Origin of the sequence: Streptomyces prunicolor NBRC 13075, from assembly GCF_000367365.1 — a bacterium.
GTDB lineage: Bacteria > Actinomycetota > Actinomycetes > Streptomycetales > Streptomycetaceae > Streptomyces > Streptomyces prunicolor.
This window is the reverse complement of the sequence record NZ_BARF01000064.1, coordinates 1-14,992: the sequence shown is the minus strand read 5'-3', so window position 1 is coordinate 14,992 and position 14,992 is coordinate 1. Positions and strand designations below refer to the sequence as shown.

At 71.5% G+C, this 14,992-nt stretch carries 14 protein-coding genes; 6 read left to right on the top strand and 8 right to left on the bottom strand.

What is annotated here, in order from left to right; all coding sequences use genetic code 11:
- The first annotated feature begins 276 nt into the window (after window positions 1–276).
- On the top strand, window positions 277–720 hold the full coding sequence (locus tag SPR02S_RS28630) for a hypothetical protein (RefSeq protein WP_020684223.1): 444 nt from the start codon (window positions 277–279) through the stop codon (window positions 718–720).
- 298 nt (window positions 721–1,018) lie between these two features.
- The gene (locus tag SPR02S_RS28625) at window positions 1,019–2,971 is read left to right on the top strand and encodes an ABC transporter ATP-binding protein (RefSeq protein ID WP_019060454.1); all 1,953 of its coding nucleotides are present in this window, start codon (window positions 1,019–1,021) and stop codon (window positions 2,969–2,971) included.
- A gap of 4 nt (window positions 2,972–2,975) precedes the next feature.
- Here SPR02S_RS28625 and SPR02S_RS60525 read toward each other — a convergent pair whose 3' ends face one another.
- The 4 genes from SPR02S_RS60525 to SPR02S_RS28605 all read right to left on the bottom strand — a co-directional run bounded on the left by SPR02S_RS60525 (window position 2,976) and on the right by SPR02S_RS28605 (window position 6,715).
- Complete coding sequence (locus tag SPR02S_RS60525) at window positions 2,976–3,158, bottom strand: DUF8839 family protein (RefSeq protein WP_019060453.1); 183 nt, start codon at window positions 3,156–3,158, stop codon at window positions 2,976–2,978.
- A 168-nt stretch (window positions 3,159–3,326) separates the two neighbouring features.
- Window positions 3,327–4,016: a DUF899 domain-containing protein gene (locus SPR02S_RS28615; protein ID WP_019060452.1), complete on the bottom strand. Its 690-nt coding sequence runs from the start codon at window positions 4,014–4,016 to the stop codon at window positions 3,327–3,329.
- 133 nt (window positions 4,017–4,149) lie between these two features.
- Window positions 4,150–5,340, bottom strand: a complete 1,191-nt coding sequence (locus tag SPR02S_RS28610; RefSeq protein WP_019060451.1) for a cytochrome P450 family protein — start codon at window positions 5,338–5,340, stop codon at window positions 4,150–4,152.
- Between the two features lie 22 nt (window positions 5,341–5,362).
- Window positions 5,363–6,715, bottom strand: a complete 1,353-nt coding sequence (locus tag SPR02S_RS28605) for an amidohydrolase (RefSeq protein ID WP_019060450.1) — start codon at window positions 6,713–6,715, stop codon at window positions 5,363–5,365.
- Window positions 6,716–6,876: 161 nt separating this feature from the next.
- On the opposite strand from SPR02S_RS28605, the gene SPR02S_RS28600 reads away from it, so the two are divergent.
- Complete coding sequence (locus SPR02S_RS28600; protein WP_019060449.1) at window positions 6,877–7,827, top strand: endonuclease/exonuclease/phosphatase family protein; 951 nt, start codon at window positions 6,877–6,879, stop codon at window positions 7,825–7,827.
- A gap of 46 nt (window positions 7,828–7,873) precedes the next feature.
- Here the strand turns inward: SPR02S_RS28600 and SPR02S_RS28595 are convergent, their stop codons facing one another.
- From SPR02S_RS28595 to SPR02S_RS28585, 3 genes are all read right to left on the bottom strand, one after another.
- A complete protein-coding gene (locus tag SPR02S_RS28595; RefSeq protein WP_019060448.1) occupies window positions 7,874–9,733 on the bottom strand; it encodes an FUSC family protein in 1,860 nt (619 codons plus the stop codon).
- Between the two features lie 623 nt (window positions 9,734–10,356).
- Window positions 10,357–11,088, bottom strand: coding sequence for a DUF7873 family protein (locus SPR02S_RS28590; RefSeq protein WP_019060447.1), 732 nt, complete (start codon window positions 11,086–11,088; stop codon window positions 10,357–10,359).
- A 41-nt stretch (window positions 11,089–11,129) separates the two neighbouring features.
- Window positions 11,130–11,918 carry a nucleotidyltransferase domain-containing protein gene (locus SPR02S_RS28585; protein ID WP_019060446.1) on the bottom strand — a complete coding sequence of 263 codons (789 nt, stop codon included), beginning with the start codon at window positions 11,916–11,918 and terminating at the stop codon, window positions 11,130–11,132.
- A gap of 195 nt (window positions 11,919–12,113) precedes the next feature.
- On the opposite strand from SPR02S_RS28585, the gene SPR02S_RS28580 reads away from it, so the two are divergent.
- The 3 genes from SPR02S_RS28580 (at window position 12,114) to SPR02S_RS28570 (ending at window position 13,652) form a co-directional block, all read left to right on the top strand.
- On the top strand, window positions 12,114–12,599 hold the full coding sequence (locus SPR02S_RS28580) for a hypothetical protein (RefSeq protein WP_245607632.1): 486 nt from the start codon (window positions 12,114–12,116) through the stop codon (window positions 12,597–12,599).
- Window positions 12,600–12,726: 127 nt separating this feature from the next.
- Window positions 12,727–13,179: a RidA family protein gene (locus tag SPR02S_RS28575; protein ID WP_019060444.1), complete on the top strand. Its 453-nt coding sequence runs from the start codon at window positions 12,727–12,729 to the stop codon at window positions 13,177–13,179.
- Entirely contained in the window at window positions 13,176–13,652 is a 477-nt protein-coding gene (locus tag SPR02S_RS28570) for a GNAT family N-acetyltransferase (protein WP_019060443.1), read from the top strand. The genes SPR02S_RS28575 and SPR02S_RS28570 overlap by 4 nt, the downstream gene beginning before the upstream one ends.
- Window positions 13,653–13,688: 36 nt before the next feature.
- Here the strand turns inward: SPR02S_RS28570 and SPR02S_RS56560 are convergent, their stop codons facing one another.
- Window positions 13,689–14,636, bottom strand: a complete 948-nt coding sequence (locus SPR02S_RS56560) for a glycoside hydrolase family 6 protein (RefSeq protein ID WP_052347067.1) — start codon at window positions 14,634–14,636, stop codon at window positions 13,689–13,691.
- Window positions 14,637–14,992 lie beyond the last annotated feature (356 nt).

Here is a 14,992-nt window from a genome sequence, read left to right as displayed (position 1 = left end):
GGCCGGCTCCGGTACGCGGGGCCGGGAGGGCGCGGGCCACTTCGGGGGCCTCGGTCAGGAGGCCACCGGCCTCTTCAGGGGCCGGGGACACCAGGACGCCGGCGACCTCCCGGACTCCGCGGAGACCGGGGAATCCGGTGAGTTCACGGAGTCCCGTGGGTTCGTGGAGTCCGGCGGGTTCGTGGAGTCCGGCGGGTTCAGGGATTCCGCTGGGCTCAGAGGCACCGGTGCGATCAAGGGATCCGGTGGACTCGGGGACTTCGGTACGGGGGTCGAATGGGTGTGAGCGGCGGGTCTCGTCCCGGCCAGGTGCTCAGTCTCGACACGCTGGTCCGGCTGGGGCGCGCGCTGCACGGGCCGGGTGCGCCGCGCCGCCTGGCCGTACCCGAGGGTATGACGGCTCCGCTCGGCTGCGACGCCGTCGCGGTCCCCGCGCACTTCGGACCACTGGTCCTGCCTCGCCTGCCGCGCGTCGGCTGTGTCTACGCCGACGAGACGCACTGGTGGTGGATCGTGCCGTCCGATTCCGACTACGCCCTGGACTGGCCTGCGCCGGCTCGGTACACGACGGGGGCGCTGGTGCCGGACTCGCCTCGCGCGCCCGGTCTTATCCACAAGCCGGACGGGAAGTTGCCGTATACGCCGCCGATTCCGTTGTACCTGGCGGTGTGTCGGGTTACGGGGACTACGCCTTCTTGGTCGCGGCCCATTAGTGCGTAGCGCTCCGCGGGTTGAGCGGGATTTTCTGCGGGGTCGGTAGGGGCGGGGCCCGGGGTGAGCGGTTTTCGTCTGCGGGTTCGGTGGGGGCTGGTCGCGCCCACGCGGCGGAGCCGCACATCGATACAGCCCCGCGCCCCTTTTGGGCGCGATGCGCCCGGCCGCCCACTCGGCGGAGCCCCGCCCCTCCGCCTTCCCGGCGTACGCCCGCGCGTCCTCGCCCCTCCCTTCCGCGCTCTCCCCCGCACCCCTCCCACCCCGCGATAGTGGCCGTTCGTTCGTCCATGAGCGGGGGAGGTCGGTGGTGGGGAGCAAGGGCAAGGGGGACTCGGGGCCGGGGGAGCCGTCCGCGTCGGAGCGGCTGCTGTTTGGTGGGCCCTTGCGGTACGACACGGGGTGGAGTCAGCACAACGACGCGTTTCTGGAGCTGAGTTTCCGGTCCATGGTGACGCGGTTGCCGGCGATGCTGCGGTCGAGTTTCCGGCTGGCCTGGCAGGCCGATCCGCGGGCCGTGCGTACCGTGCTGGTCGCCGAGGCGTGCCGGGGTGTCACCCAGGCGGTGAGTCTGCTCGCCGTCAACAGCGTGCTGGGGCGGCTGATCAGCGGCGGGGCCATCGCGGACCGGCTGCGCGGTGCCGCCCCCGCGCTGGTCACGATGGCCGCCGTGATGGTGGTGGGCACGCTGCTGCGGGCCGCGTCGACGTATGCGACCGGGCGGCTGGAGCCGAAGGTGGAGCGGGTCGCCACCGAGCTGTATCTGGAGCGGGCGGCGGCCGTGGAGCTGGCCGCGATCGAGGACCACGCGTTCCACAAGCTGCTGGACACCGCGCAGTACGGCGCCATGTCGGCCCGCCACATGATCTCGTACGCGACGAATGTCATGAACGCGCTGATCTCACTGGTCGCGGCGGCGGGCGTACTGACCGTGCTGCACCCGGCGCTGCTCCCGCTGCTGGCGACGATGACGGTGCCGAGCGCGTGGGGCGCGCTGACGAACGCGCGGCGCCACTACGAGTCGTTCCACACCTGGGTGCAGCACGTCCGCGCCGGCCGTCTCATCGGTTCGCTGCTCACCGAGCCGGAGGCGGCTCCGGAGATCCGGGTGCACGGCGTCGGACCGTTCCTGTTGCACCACTTCCACGAGATGTCGGAGAGCGCGGAGGCGGAACAGGCCCGGCTGGCCCGGCTCACGGCCCGCACGGGGCTGATCGCGGCGACCTGGACGGGCCTCGCGACGGCGGCGACGTACGCGACGCTGGGCGGGCTGCTGCTGTCCGGGGCGATGGCGCTCTCGGTGGCGGGTACGGCGGTGATCGCGATCCGGACCGGTTCCGCGAGCCTCGACACCCTCGTCCTGGCGGTGAACCAGCTGCACGAGGAGTCCCTGTTCGTGGGCGATCTGCAGAAGCTGTACGTGGAGGCGGCCGAGCGGGCGATCCCGGTCGGCGGGGCGGCGCTGCCCGAGGAACCGCGGGAGATCCGCTTCGAGAACGTCACGTTCAGCTACCCGGGCGAGGCCACCCACCCCGCGCTCGACGATGTCTCCCTCGCCCTGCCGCTCGGCCGGATCATCGCGCTGGTCGGTGAGAACGGCTCCGGCAAGACGACCCTGGTCAAGCTGCTGGCCGGGCTGTACCGCCCCGACCGGGGCCGGATCCTGTGGGACGGCGTGGACGCGGTGACCGTGGACCGGCGGCAACTCGCCGACCGGATCGCGATGGTGGCCCAGAACTTCAAGCGCTGGCCGTTCACCGCCCGCGTCAACGTGGCCGTCGGGCGGTCGGCGACGCCGATCACCGAGGAGCGGCTGGCCGGTGCGGTCGCCGAGGCCGGTGCGCAGGAGGTGGTCGCGGATCTGCCGCGCGGCCTGGACACGCTGCTGGCCCGCGGCTTCAGCGGCGGACATGAGCTGTCGGGCGGTCAGTGGCAGCGGCTCGGCATCGCGCGGGCCGCCTACCGCAAGGGCCGCATCCTGATCGTGGACGAGCCGACCGCGGCCCTCGACGCCCGGGCCGAGCTGGAGGTCTTCGAGAAGATCCGCGCGCTGGCCGGCACCGGTCAGACGGTGGTGCTGATCACGCACCGGCTGGCGTCCGTACGCCACGCGGATCTGGTCCATGTCCTGGACCAGGGGCGGCTGGTGGAGTCCGGGACGCCCGACGAGCTGCTCGCGAGCGGCGGGGTGTACGCGGAGCTGTACGCGCTCCAGGCGGACCAGTTCACGGTGAAGGTGCCCGCCCCGAAGGCGGGCTGACCTCTCAGGCGGCGGCGTCCACGACGTCGCCGCTGCGCACGACAACCAGGAACGCGTCGGTCGCGATGTCCATGACGACCTCAGCCTGCAGGCCCTCCAGACGGCGCGCCTGCGCGAACTCCTCCGCCGGCCACGAGCCACGCGGCCCGCCGGCGGGAAAACGCTCAAGCACCGTTCGCCCGTTCACCCTGTACCTCCCTGTCGTGCTGAAACTCGGAGAGCTTCGTGAAGCCTCATAGAGTTAAACGCCGACAGTACGGTGAACGGCTCGGGAAGTGACGGTACTGAGACATAGTCGACACCCGGCCGCACACTTTCCGCACACAGCCCGCGTCAACCCGCATCACCTTCCGGGTCAATCCTCGTATTCGTCGTGATAGCGGACGCGCTCACTGCCCGCAGGCGCCCCGAGCGCCGACGCGCGCCCCTTGGGCACCTCCCACACCTCCTGCCGCCCCAGCGCGGTCAGATCCAGGAAGGTGGTGGTCGAGCCGAGCCCGTCGAGCCCGCGCTCATAGGTCGAGTAGGTGTGGAACACCCGGTCGCGGTCCCGCAGGAAGCAACTGACGCCGGGCCGCTCGACGAGTTCCCCGTCCCCGTCGAACGTGACCTCGAAATCCCAGTTGAAGCTCCCGCCGCTGGACGAGTACCAGGGCAGCGTCCACCCCATCCGCGCCTTGAACGGCAGGATCTTCGTGTACGGCGCCCTCGACACGGCGGCGAACGTCGTGCCGCGTGCTTTCAGATGGGCCAGGTGCCCGATCTGGTCGAGGAACGCCGAGCAGCTGCGGCAGCCCGCGTCCCACTCGGGCGCGAACATGAAGTGGTAGACGACGAGTTGGCCGCGCCCCTCGAAGAGGTCGAGCAGGGTTGCCTTCCCGTCGCCGCCCTCGAAGAGGTACTCCTTGTCGATCTCCACCATGGGCAGCCCGCGCCGCTCGGCGTTGAGCGCGTCCCGCGCACGCGTGGCCGCCTTCTCCTTGACCAGCAGTTCCTCGCGCGCCGCGCGCCACTGCGCACGCGAGACGATCTCCGGAAGCGACATGGGGCCCTCCTGTGACAACGGTCCGTTGAGGGGTGGACCGGAGGGAGGACGGGAACTCATCGCCGCGTCGAAAAGTTTCTCGGAGAGATTTTCAGAGGGTCGGGGGATGTTCAGAGGAACTTCGTCGCGTACGTCATCGGAGGCTCTTCCCGTACGACACCGGAAGCGCGAGCAGCCCCCGCGCGCGCAGCGACGGCCGCCACCGCACCTCGCCCTCCCCCACGCCCAACTCCAGCCGCGGGAACCGCTCCAGCAGCGCGGCCAGCGCGATCTCCGTCTCGGCGCGGGCGAGCGGTGCGCCCAGGCAGTAGTGGATGCCCTGGCCGAGCGCGAGATGCCCGGAGGTGTCGCGGGCGAGGTCGAGCCGGTCGGGGTCGGGAAACCGGCCCGGGTCACGGTTCGCGGCGGACGCCGACACCCACACCGTCTCCCCGGCGGGGATCGTGACCCCGCCGATGGTGACGTCCTCGACCGGGAAGCGCCGGATGGCGAGCAGCGCGGGCCCTTCGTAGCGCAGGAACTCTTCTACGGCCGCTGGGAGTTGGGTTGGGTCCGCGCGCAACGCGGCCAGCTGATCGGGGTGTTGCAGCAGGGCGAGCACCGCGTTCCCGATGAGCTGGACGGTGTTCTCGTACCCGGCGAAGAGGATGAGGAAGGCCAGGGACATCAGCTCGTCCTCGCTGAGCCGGTCGCCCTCGTCGCGCACGGCGATCAGGTCGGAGAGGAGGTCGTCACCGGGCTCTTCCCGTTTGTCGGCGAGGAGTTGGGTGAAGAAGCCGAGCATCGCGACGACCGCGCGCTTGCCGGCCTCGGGCGGTGTCCCGGGGGCGGGCGCGACGAGGGTGTCGGTCCACACCCGGAAGTCCCGCCGGTGCCGGTCGGGCACGCCGAGCAGGTCGCAGATGACGGTGATCGGGAGGGGCGCCGCGTAGGAGGCGAGGAGGTCGGTGTCGCCCTCCTCCCCCAACGCGTCGAGGAGTTGGTCGGCGGTGCGCCGAATCGGCTTACGGAGCCGCTCCGTTCGGCGCGGGGTGAACGCGCGGCCGACCATGCGCCGGATACGGGTGTGGTCCGGCGGGTCCATGTTGAGGAGGTTCGCGTCGAGCGCGGGCGGCAGCGAGAACCCCTTGTAAGTCCCGGCCGTGGCATGCCTCTTGTCCAGCGAGAGCCGCGGGTCGGCCAGCGCCGTCCGCACGTCGTCGTACCGGGTGACGAGCCAGGCGGGGGTGCCGTCGGGGCCGGCGATGCGGTGCACGGGGGCGCTGTCGCGCAGGCGCCGGTACACGTCGTACGGGTGGTCGAGAAGGCCGTCCGCGAGATCCATGCGCCCAGCGTAGAGGCGCGGCTCAGGTGTCGTATTCCTGGATGCGCCGACCGTGACTCCGGTCCACGAGGGCGGGCAGCCGCTCCCCCAACTCCCGTACGACAGCGGGCACATCGAGGGTGAGCAGCTCGCGGTCGCGCATGAGCACCCGGCCGTCGACGATCGTGGTGCGCACGTCGGCGGAACGGGCGCTGTGCACGAGGGTGGCGGCGAGGTCGTGGACGGGCTGAGTGTGCGGGCCGGTGAGGTCGACGAGGACGATGTCGGCCCGGCGCCCCGGCGCGATGCACCCGATCGAGTCACCGAGTCCGACCGCCCGCGCACTCTGGAGGGTTGCGTGGTGCAGAGCTTGACGGGACGTCAGCCACCGCGGATCACCTTCGGTGGACTTCTGCACCAGCGACGTGAGCGCCATCGACTCCCACACATCAAGGGAGTTGTTGGAGGCGGCGCCGTCCGTGGCGAGCCCGACCGGGATGCCGATGGCGCGCAGGGCGCGGATCGGAGTGGTGTCCGGCCAGGCGAACTTGAGGTATCCCCTGGGCGCGGTGGCGACCGCGATATGGCCGCTCGCGCGCTCCAGGACGGGGAGGTCGCGGTCGCTGATGCCGGTGCCGTGGGCGATGAGCAGGTCGGTGGCCAACAGGCCCGCGCGGTCGAGGACTTCGATGGGGGTGATGCCGTGGCGGGAGAGGCTGGTGTCGGTCTGGTCGCGGTTCTCGGCGGCGTGGAGGTGGACGGGGAGGCCGTGTTCCAGGGCCAGTTGGGCGGTGGCGGCGAGGTCGGTGTCGGTCACCGTGTAGGGGGCGTGCGGGGCGAGGGCGGTGGTGATGCGGCCCCCTGCCGAGCCCCGGTGCCGTAGCGCGAACTCCAGGGATTTCTCCCGGCCTTGAGGACCCTGGGAGGAGAAGTAGGCCTCGCCGAGGTGGGCGCGCATCCCGCACTCGGTGACCACGGCGGCCACCGTGTCCATGGAGAAGTAGTGGTCGGCGAAGCAGGTGACCCCGGCGCGGATCATCTCGGCACAGGCGAGCCGGGCCCCCAACTCCACGTCCTTTTCAGTGAGGTTGGACTCGACGGGCCAGACGACGTCGTTGAACCACTCCTCCGTGGGCAGATCCTCCGCGAGCCCGCGCAGCGCGACCATCGGCGCGTGGGTGTGGCAGTTGATCAGCCCCGGCAGGGCGACCTGCCCGCGCGCGTCGATGCGTTCGACGGCGGCGAGGCCGACCGCATCCGCCGCGCTCGTCACCGACTCGACGCGCCCGTCCCGTACGACGATCGCGGCGTCCTGCTCGAAGCCGATGCGCTCCTGGTCGTCGTGGACGAGGACGGTGCAGCCGGTGATCAGCAGATCTGCGGGAGAGTGGCTCACTCTTCCAACGTACGGCGTCGTCCTCGCCTCGCGTGAGCCGAACCGCGCATCCGGCCGTTGCACTGCCGCGGGCCGCCCCGGACCAGCACGCTTGCCTCACGACCAAGGCTTCTGGCGCACGACCAAAACTTCACGCCCAAGGCTTATGGAAGGGGCCCCGCATGCTCCTCGGCACCTGGAACCTGGAGAACCTGTACCGCCCCGGCGGCCCGTCCGGCCCCAAGGACAAGGCCACGTACGAGACGAAGCTCGCCTCTCTCGCCGCCGTGATCACCGAACTGGACCCGGGGCTGCTCGGCGTCCAGGAGGTCGGGGACCCGGCGGCGCTCGACGACCTGGCCGGGCTGCTGGACGGCGAGTGGCACACCGCCACCTCCGCGCATCCGGACGGCCGGGGCATCCGGGTCGGCTTCCTCAGCCGTACCGAACCGCGGGTCGTCGCCGACACGAACGCGTTCCCGACTCATCTGCGCCCGGTGCAGTCCGACGACTCGGGCGCCGAGGAACCGACCGCGGGCCGGGGTTTCCTGGCGGTGGAGGTCACGACGGCGACCGGCCCGCTGACGGTCGCGGTGGCCCATCTCAAGTCGAAGCTGCTGACCTACCCGGGCGGGCGTTTCTTCCCGCACGACGAGGGCGAACGGGCCCGCTACGGCGCCTACGCCCTCTACCGGAGGGCCGCCGAGGCGGCGACCCTGCGTGCGCTCGCGGACGATCTACTCGCCGGTGAGGGCCGTATCCGGGACGTGGCGGTGCTCGGCGACATGAACGACGAGGTGCCGGCCGCGACCACCCAGATCCTGCTCGGCCCGCCCGGTTCGGAGATCGGCACGCCGGGCTACGACCGGGCCGACCAGGGCGACGCGGTCCGCCTGTGGGACGTGGCCCCGCTGATCCCCGCCGACCAGCGCTACTCCCGGATCAACTCCGGGCGCCGCGAGCTGATCGACCACATCCTGCTGAGCCATCACCTGGTCCACCGGGTGACGGCGGCGGGTACGGGACTGCCGGGTGAGGGAACGTTGCGGCTGCCGTCGGTGGGCCCGGATCCGGCGGAGCGGCGGGAGGCGCCGGGATCGGATCACGCGCCGGTGTGGGTGCGGGTGGAGTAACTCGCCATGTGACCGAGTGGAGTTGACCCCTATGTAGCCGAACCGGCTAGACGGCGATGGTCAGTTCGATCGCGCGCAGCCCGACCCGCCCCCGCCCGCGCTCGAACTCCTCCAGCAACTCGGTGAGTTGCTCGACGTGGCGGGACGTGAGCCGGCCCGTGTCGTCGAGATGGACGGCGCAGGCGGTGGTCGTGTCCACGAGCCGTTCGAGAACGGCCGCGACCTCGTCCGTGCCTTCCGTGTGCCGGGCGAGGGCGGGGAGTTCGGCGGCCGAGACGGCGATCGCGCCGCGGGCCTCGGCGAGCGTGCGGTAGGCCTCGCGGCGCAGGGTCCAGCGTTCGGCGCGGTCGTCGGACTCGCTCAGCACGTGCACGAGGTAGGCGTGCGCGGCGGCGCCCGCGGCGGCGAGCCGGGCGCGTACGCCCCCGCCGCGCTCCCCCGGCATCGGCAGATGCCCGACGATCAGCACGATCGCGCAGGCCAGCAGCGTCTCGCCGATCCGCCCGGCGGAGGCCTGCGGTTCCCCGCCGACCATCACGAGGGACAGCACGAGGACGGTGACGACGGCGGTCTGCGCGGCGAAGTGCCGGGTGGCGACGGGAATCAGCGCGCCGCTGAGCGCCACCAGCGCGACGAGCCCCTCGGGCCGGGGCAGTACGGCGGCGAACCCGGCGAAGAGGAGCGCCCCCAGCACGGTCCCCGCCGCCCGGCTCAGCGCCCGGGAGGCGAGCGGTCCGAGGTCGGGCTTGACGAGGAAGACGGCGGTGGCGGGCAGCCAGTACCAGTGCTCGTGCTGCCCGTACCAACGGGCCTGGTGCAGCGCCTGCGCGACGGCGACACTGGCCCCGAAACAGAGGGCGACCCGGATCCCGTACTCCCGCCCACCGGCCCCAAATGCCTTACGGATCAGGCCCGTTGCCGTACCCCTGCGCGCATGAAGATCGCTCCCCTCGGCCTGGTCGAAGGCGTCGGCGGCGTGCAACAGCGCGTCGTCGAGGGCGCGCAGCGCGGGTGCGGAACGGTTGGGTGCGGGCAACGGCCCGGTGGGCGCGTTGTCACGCACGGCGACGGCGAGCCGGCGAGGTCCTTCGCCCGCCCGTGCCGAGACCGCCTCCCCCGCCCAGGCGATCGCGGTCGCGGCCTCGGCCAGCGGCAGCGCGGCGGCGTACTGCCCGTGCAGCCGCCGCTCGGCCATGGAACTGGCGTACCGCCGCAGCCGGGGCCCGGCGAGGGCGTCCTGCGCGTGATCGAGCGCGGCGGTCAGCGCGGCGCGCCGCCCCGTCGCCTCCGCCCCACCACTGGCGTCGAGCAGCGCGGCGATCGCGTCGTACACGGCGGCTACGGCGTCCCGCTCGCCGTCGAACCGGTAGTCACCGGCGATCGCGCCGGGCGTGGGCAGCGCCAGCCGCAGCAGCACCAGCCAGGCGGCCCCGGCGAGGAACGCGAGGGCGCGCTGCCATCCGGGTTCGGGCAGGGGCATGCCGGCGCCGATGGCGGAGGCGACGAGCAGTTGGGTACCGGCGCCGGACGCGACCGGCCCGATGGCAATGAATCCACCGGCGATCAGCCCGATCCCGGTGAAGAGCAGCGTCAGCACGACAGCCCCGACATGTGCCCCGGTGTACGTCCCGATCAGCAGCCCCGCGGCTCCCGCGAGCGCGGGCCCACCGAGCCGCTTGACCGAGGCCCGTCGGCTGCCGGGCCGGTCGTTGATCCCGGCGAGCATCGCCCCGAGCGCGGCCAGCACTCCGAGGGACGTATGCCCGACGAGTACGGCGACCGTCAGCAGCGGCCCGGCGGCCAGCGCCCCTCGCGTGACCGCGCTCCAGGGCACCGGCCCGCGCTGGGCACGGAGCGTGTGGGCGAGCCAGGGCGGAAGCGAGAACGCGTCGGTGCGACGGGACACAGGGCTCCTGTCTTGACGAGGGCGGGGTGTGCCTTCGGGCGACGGTGGCCGGGGCTGAGGCTGTGGTGTCCACGGTAGTTCGGGTACGCGTGCGGAACGGGCCGTGCGCATTTCGGGGGTGTGAAGGTTGGCCGTAAAGCCGCTTTCTTTATGAACGCAACGCCGGAACGCAACACCGGGAAGAGACCGGGAGGAAGCCGGGAAGAGCCCGGAGGGCAGCGGCGGCGGGGGCGGAAGTGGGCCCGAAAGGGAGCGGGCGGCGAGCGAATGGGGAGCGGGCGGGGAGCGGATCCGGGGGCGTAGCCTGCCCCCGGACCCTGTGATGCCGCCCATGCGGCACGCCGGCACGCTTGAGGACCCAGGTCAGTCATGATGTCGCCGCGTCCTGCCTTTGGACCACCGCGCATCGAGCTGCGCGGGCCGGACTTGAACCGGCATTTCGACGTGCGGGGCCTGGGCCCGGTCGATCCGGCGATCGGCGGCGAATGCTGAGTCTGGAGCGAGAGTCTGAGATTGATCACGGGCGGGATTCAGTGTCCCGACCGTGCCGTCATGACAAGCTTCAGTTTCAGCTTTGCGCTCCTCGCGCACCCCGGTCACAAAGGACCGGGGAGTCTGGAAGGCTACCCGAAGAGGTAGCCGAACACGGCGTCACCGACCCGCTGGTCGACGACGTCGGAGCCATTCGCCTCTTCGCGGGCGAACTTCACGGCCTGCTGCAACTTCTCGACGCGGTCGAGGAGTTCGTTGACGCGGCGGGCGGGAAGGGCTCCCGAGAACTTCACCGTCGTCCAGTAACCGACGGGAATGTCCTCGTAGTACACCTCGACCTGAGCGGGATGCTTGTCGGTCGCCTCCGCCTTCACATGGTTGCGCGGCACCTTCTTGGTCCGCAGCGTGCGCACGGGCTCCGTCTTCCACGCGTCGGTCGACGGGTCCTGGAGCCAGGACTCGGACGCGTCCAGCAGCGGCAACTTCCGTACGAACGTGGTGAGATCGACCAACTGCTTCTCCAGGAACAGCAGATAGGACACGGGAACGTCGGCGACGAGCACCCGCCCGTCCACGGTCACGTCCGCCCGCGCGGCGCAGTTGGCCCAGTCCTTCGTGGCGGTCACGTCGAACAGCCGTGACAGGGTGGCCGCGGTCTCCCGCAACACGTCCTCGGCCTGCACCTGCACCCGCGTGGACTCGGGCGGCAGTTGCTCGCCCTCCTCGTCCTTGGGCTGGTACGTCCGCGAGATACCGGCCAGCAACGCGGGCTTCTGCAACCCGTGGTGAGCCGCCGTCAGGTCCTGGTGGGCCTTGGACTTGACGCCCTTCTCTACTGCGATGATCTGATTGAGTTTCGCCACGGGAGCGACCGTAGCAGCGACAACTGCCGTTTCCCCAAGGGTTATCGGTCCGTCGACTGCCCCGAACACGCCGTACGGAAAAGGGACTCCGCGGCTTCGACCGCCTCCGCCGACGCGTCCGGGCCGGATCCCGCGCCCAGGGACGCGACGATGCGGTCCACTTCTCGCAGTCCCGCCCGGTCCAGCAGCCGCTTCTCGTTGGTCACCCACTCCCCGCGAGCGGCGAGCACCGCGTGGCCGGTCTGCGCGGCGGCGGTGGCGATGGCTCCGGCGACCTCGGTGCGGCGGCCGTCCGGCGCGTGGTTGGCCCTCGCATAGGCGAGCGTGGCAAGGGCAGTTGAGTACCAGCGCTCGTGGGCTGTCCGCCGGAGTTTCTCCGGATACCCGGCGGGCCGCGGGAGTTCACCGCGCAGCACGCGATTGATCGCCAGTTCGGCGACGACCAGGTAGCTGGGAATCCCGGCGAGGTGGAACAGCAGCGGTTCCACCCGGAAACGCCCTTCGTCGGCCTCCGCCAACTCGTGCTCGACCACGTCGAGATCGCGGTAGTGGACGTCCACGCGCCGCCCGTCGACCGTCAGCCAGGCTCCCCCGTTGAAGACCCCGCCGCCCCAACCGCCGACCTCGGACACCTCGCCGTCCCAGCCGAGGGCACAGAGGTCGGCGGGGTCGAAGGGGCCGCGGTAGTAGACCGCCAAGTCCCAGTCGCTGTCGGGTCGGTGGATGCCCTGGGCACGGGAGCCGCCGAGGGCTACGGCCCGGACGGTGGGGAGGGTGGCGAGACGGTCGGCGGTGGTGTCGAGGAACTCCGCGTCGGTGAGCGAGGGCATGGGTGCGGCTCCGATCGCCGGATCAGGCGGCTGGCTCAGGGGGCGGGCTCAGGGGGCGGGAATCTCCGGAAGCGTACGCAGCCGACGCTGCTCGGCGCGACGCGTTTCCGCCCCGCGACCGGACAGCCTCGGCCGATTGTCAGTGGCGCGCGCTTCACTGGAGTGGTCACTGAGAGTCACCACGGGGAGCGGTCGATGGCAGCGCACGAGACGAACGAGAGTAGGCAGGGGCAGGGGCAAGGGCGGGAGCAAGGGCAGGCGCAGGGATCGGAGGGCGGCGGCGACTCGGACACCGCTGCCCGTACGCATCTCTCCGTGGCCGGGTTGCGTGCGCGGGGATGGACGGCCGGGATGGTGCGTCAACTGCTTGGTGAACCCGATCAGTTCCGGGTCAATCCGCATGTCCGGGCGGCTCCGCGGATCCGGCTGTACTGCGTCGAACGGGTCGAGGCCGCCGAGCGGAGCGAGGAGTTCCGGGCCGTGTCGGCGGCTGCCGCACGGCGGTCCGCCGCCGCGCGGGTCGCTGCTCGACGCAGGCGACGGGAGGTGCTGACGCGGATCGCGGCCGAGGAATTGCTCCGGCGGCGGGTCTACGCGGCCATCACCGAGGCGTACCCGCTCCTTGCTCAGGAGTGCGAACGCCGGCTGTCTGAACGGGAGTTCGGTCCACCTCCCGAATGACATGGCTGGAGACGTCGGCGGACGGGGGAGAAATTGGAGTGCGGGCGCCGTCGTCGACGTGATCGGGTGATGCCCGTACTGCGCCGACCGTCGCCCCCACGCCGGCGACCCCTCCCTGGGAGACCCCGTGCTCGAACGCGTCACCGTCCCCACCCTCTTCCCGCCACCCACGTACTCCCACGTCACCGTCGTCGAAGCCGGTACGAAGCTCGCCTTCCTCGCCGGAGCTGTTCCGCTCGACGGCGACGGCAGCTTGGTCGGCGAGGGGGACGCGGTGCGGCAGGCCGAGCAGGTGCTGGTGAATCTTGGTGAGCAACTGCGGGCGGTCGGCAGCGACTTGGGGCAGGTCGTGGCGACGGACGTGTACGTCGTCAGCAGCGAACCCTCGGTGTTGTCCGCCGTGTGGGAGGTGGTCGAGGCCTCCGGTCTCAGCGCCGGGCCGCATTCGTCCACGCTCGTCGGCGTGGCCTGCCTCGGGTACACCGGGCAGCTCGTGGAGATCACGGCGACGGCCGTCGTACCGGATGAGGAAGAGGGAGAGCGAAAGGTAGAGCGAGAGGAGGAGGTGGCGCGGTCGTGAACCCCGGCTCTGAGGTCGTCGTCACGATCCGTCGGGCGGCCGGCCCCGATGCGCGCCCCGCAGCGGACGTATGGCTGCGTTCGTTCGCCGCCGCGCTACCGACCGTCGTCAGTCCGCGGTCCGCCGACGAAGTGCGGGACTACTTCCGGGACGTCGTCGTGCCGTTGCGGGAGATCTGGGTGGCCGACGCGGGGGACGGCGGCGGGATCGTGGGGCTGATGGTGGTCAACGGCGACGAGTTGTCCCAGCTGTACCTCGAACCGGACTGGCGCGGGCGAGGCCTCGGGGACCGGTTCGTCGCGCTCGCGAAGGAACGGAGTCCAGGGGGCCTGCAGTTGTGGACCTTCCAGGTGAACAAGCCCGCCCACCGGTTCTACGAGCGGCACGGCTTCGTCGCCGTCGAGTTCACGGACGGCAGCGGCAACGAGGAGCGGGAGCCGGACGTGCGGTACGTGTGGGAGCCCGAGTCGTAAGTCACGGGTTCTCGGCGATGGGCTCCAAGTCGTCTGTCAGGGACCGGCGTTGCGGGCCAGTTCCAGGGCGTACGACGGCCACCACTGGCCCGCCGCCGGGCCGCCCCGGCAGGTGCCGTCGGACTCGCCGGGGCGTTTGATCCAGAGGTAGGCGTCGAGGAGGGGGTTGTCGGTGCGGGTCGTCGGCGGGGTGCCCAGGGCGCGGCCGGGTGGATTGCACCACGCGTCGGTGCCGGTGTAGGGGCCGTTGCCGTTGCGGCTGGTGTCGATGACGTAGTGCTTGCCGGCGAGGTCTTTGGAGAGCTGGTCGCCGTACGTGGAACTCGCTTTGTCCGTCTGGTAGTTGGAGACGTTCAGGGCTACGCCGTCGGCGCGGGCGACCCCGGACGCCTTGAGCGCGGTGACCAGTCGCCAGGCCTCGGGGATCCAACCGGAGTTGCCTGCGTCGAGGTAGACGTGGGTGTGCGGTTGGCGTTTGAGGCGGTCGACGGCGTGGGCGAGCAGGGCGTAGCGGTCGTTCGCCGCGACTCGGGTGCAGCCGGCGACCACCTGGGCGACCGCGTCCGGTTCGACGATCACGTAGGCGCCCCGGTCGCCGAGCGCGGTCGCGAACTCGTCGATCCAGGCGCGGTAGGCGGCCGCGGTGGGGGCGCCGCCGAGGGAGTACTGGCCGCAGTCGCGGTTCGGGATGTAGTACGCCACGAGTACGGCGGTGCGGTCGGCCTGGGTGGCGGCGGTGGTGCGGGCGCGGACGAGTGGGCCGGGGTTGGGGCCGTTGAGCCACTCGGCTTCGGGTCTGACGGCGATGCGGTCCATCAGCGTGGCGTCGGCTGTTCGACCGGCCCCTCGCCATGTGGTCGCTTGCTGCGCGGCTCGGGAGTCGGGGGCGGTCCAGAAGGGTTCCGGTACGTCGCGGGTGGCGCCGGCGCAGCAGAGTCCTGCGAGGAGGGTGACGAGGAGGGCTCGGCGGGCCGGGGTTCGCAAGGTGGCTCCGTTCTTGCCGCGCGGGGTGACTGGGTGGCGGCTTGTTCTTCCCGGAGTTTGCGGGGCACTCGGGGTTGGTCCGGTGCGTGACTTGGCAGGGCGGGGGAAGATCACCCCGACGGGGGTGCGGCGCGACGGGGGGTGCGGCGCGGTAGGGAGTGCCGGGATCTGTCGTTGCGCGGCTGCTGCGCCGTCGTGGCTGGTCGCGCAGTTCCCCGCGCCCCTAAAAGCCACTACCTCACGCCCCTGAATGTCGGACCAGCCGAGGCGCTCTTAAGGGGCGCGGGGAACTGCGCGAGCAACCCCCACGCACCCGCACTCCGAACTCAACCCAGCAGCCCCGCCCCACCCCCACC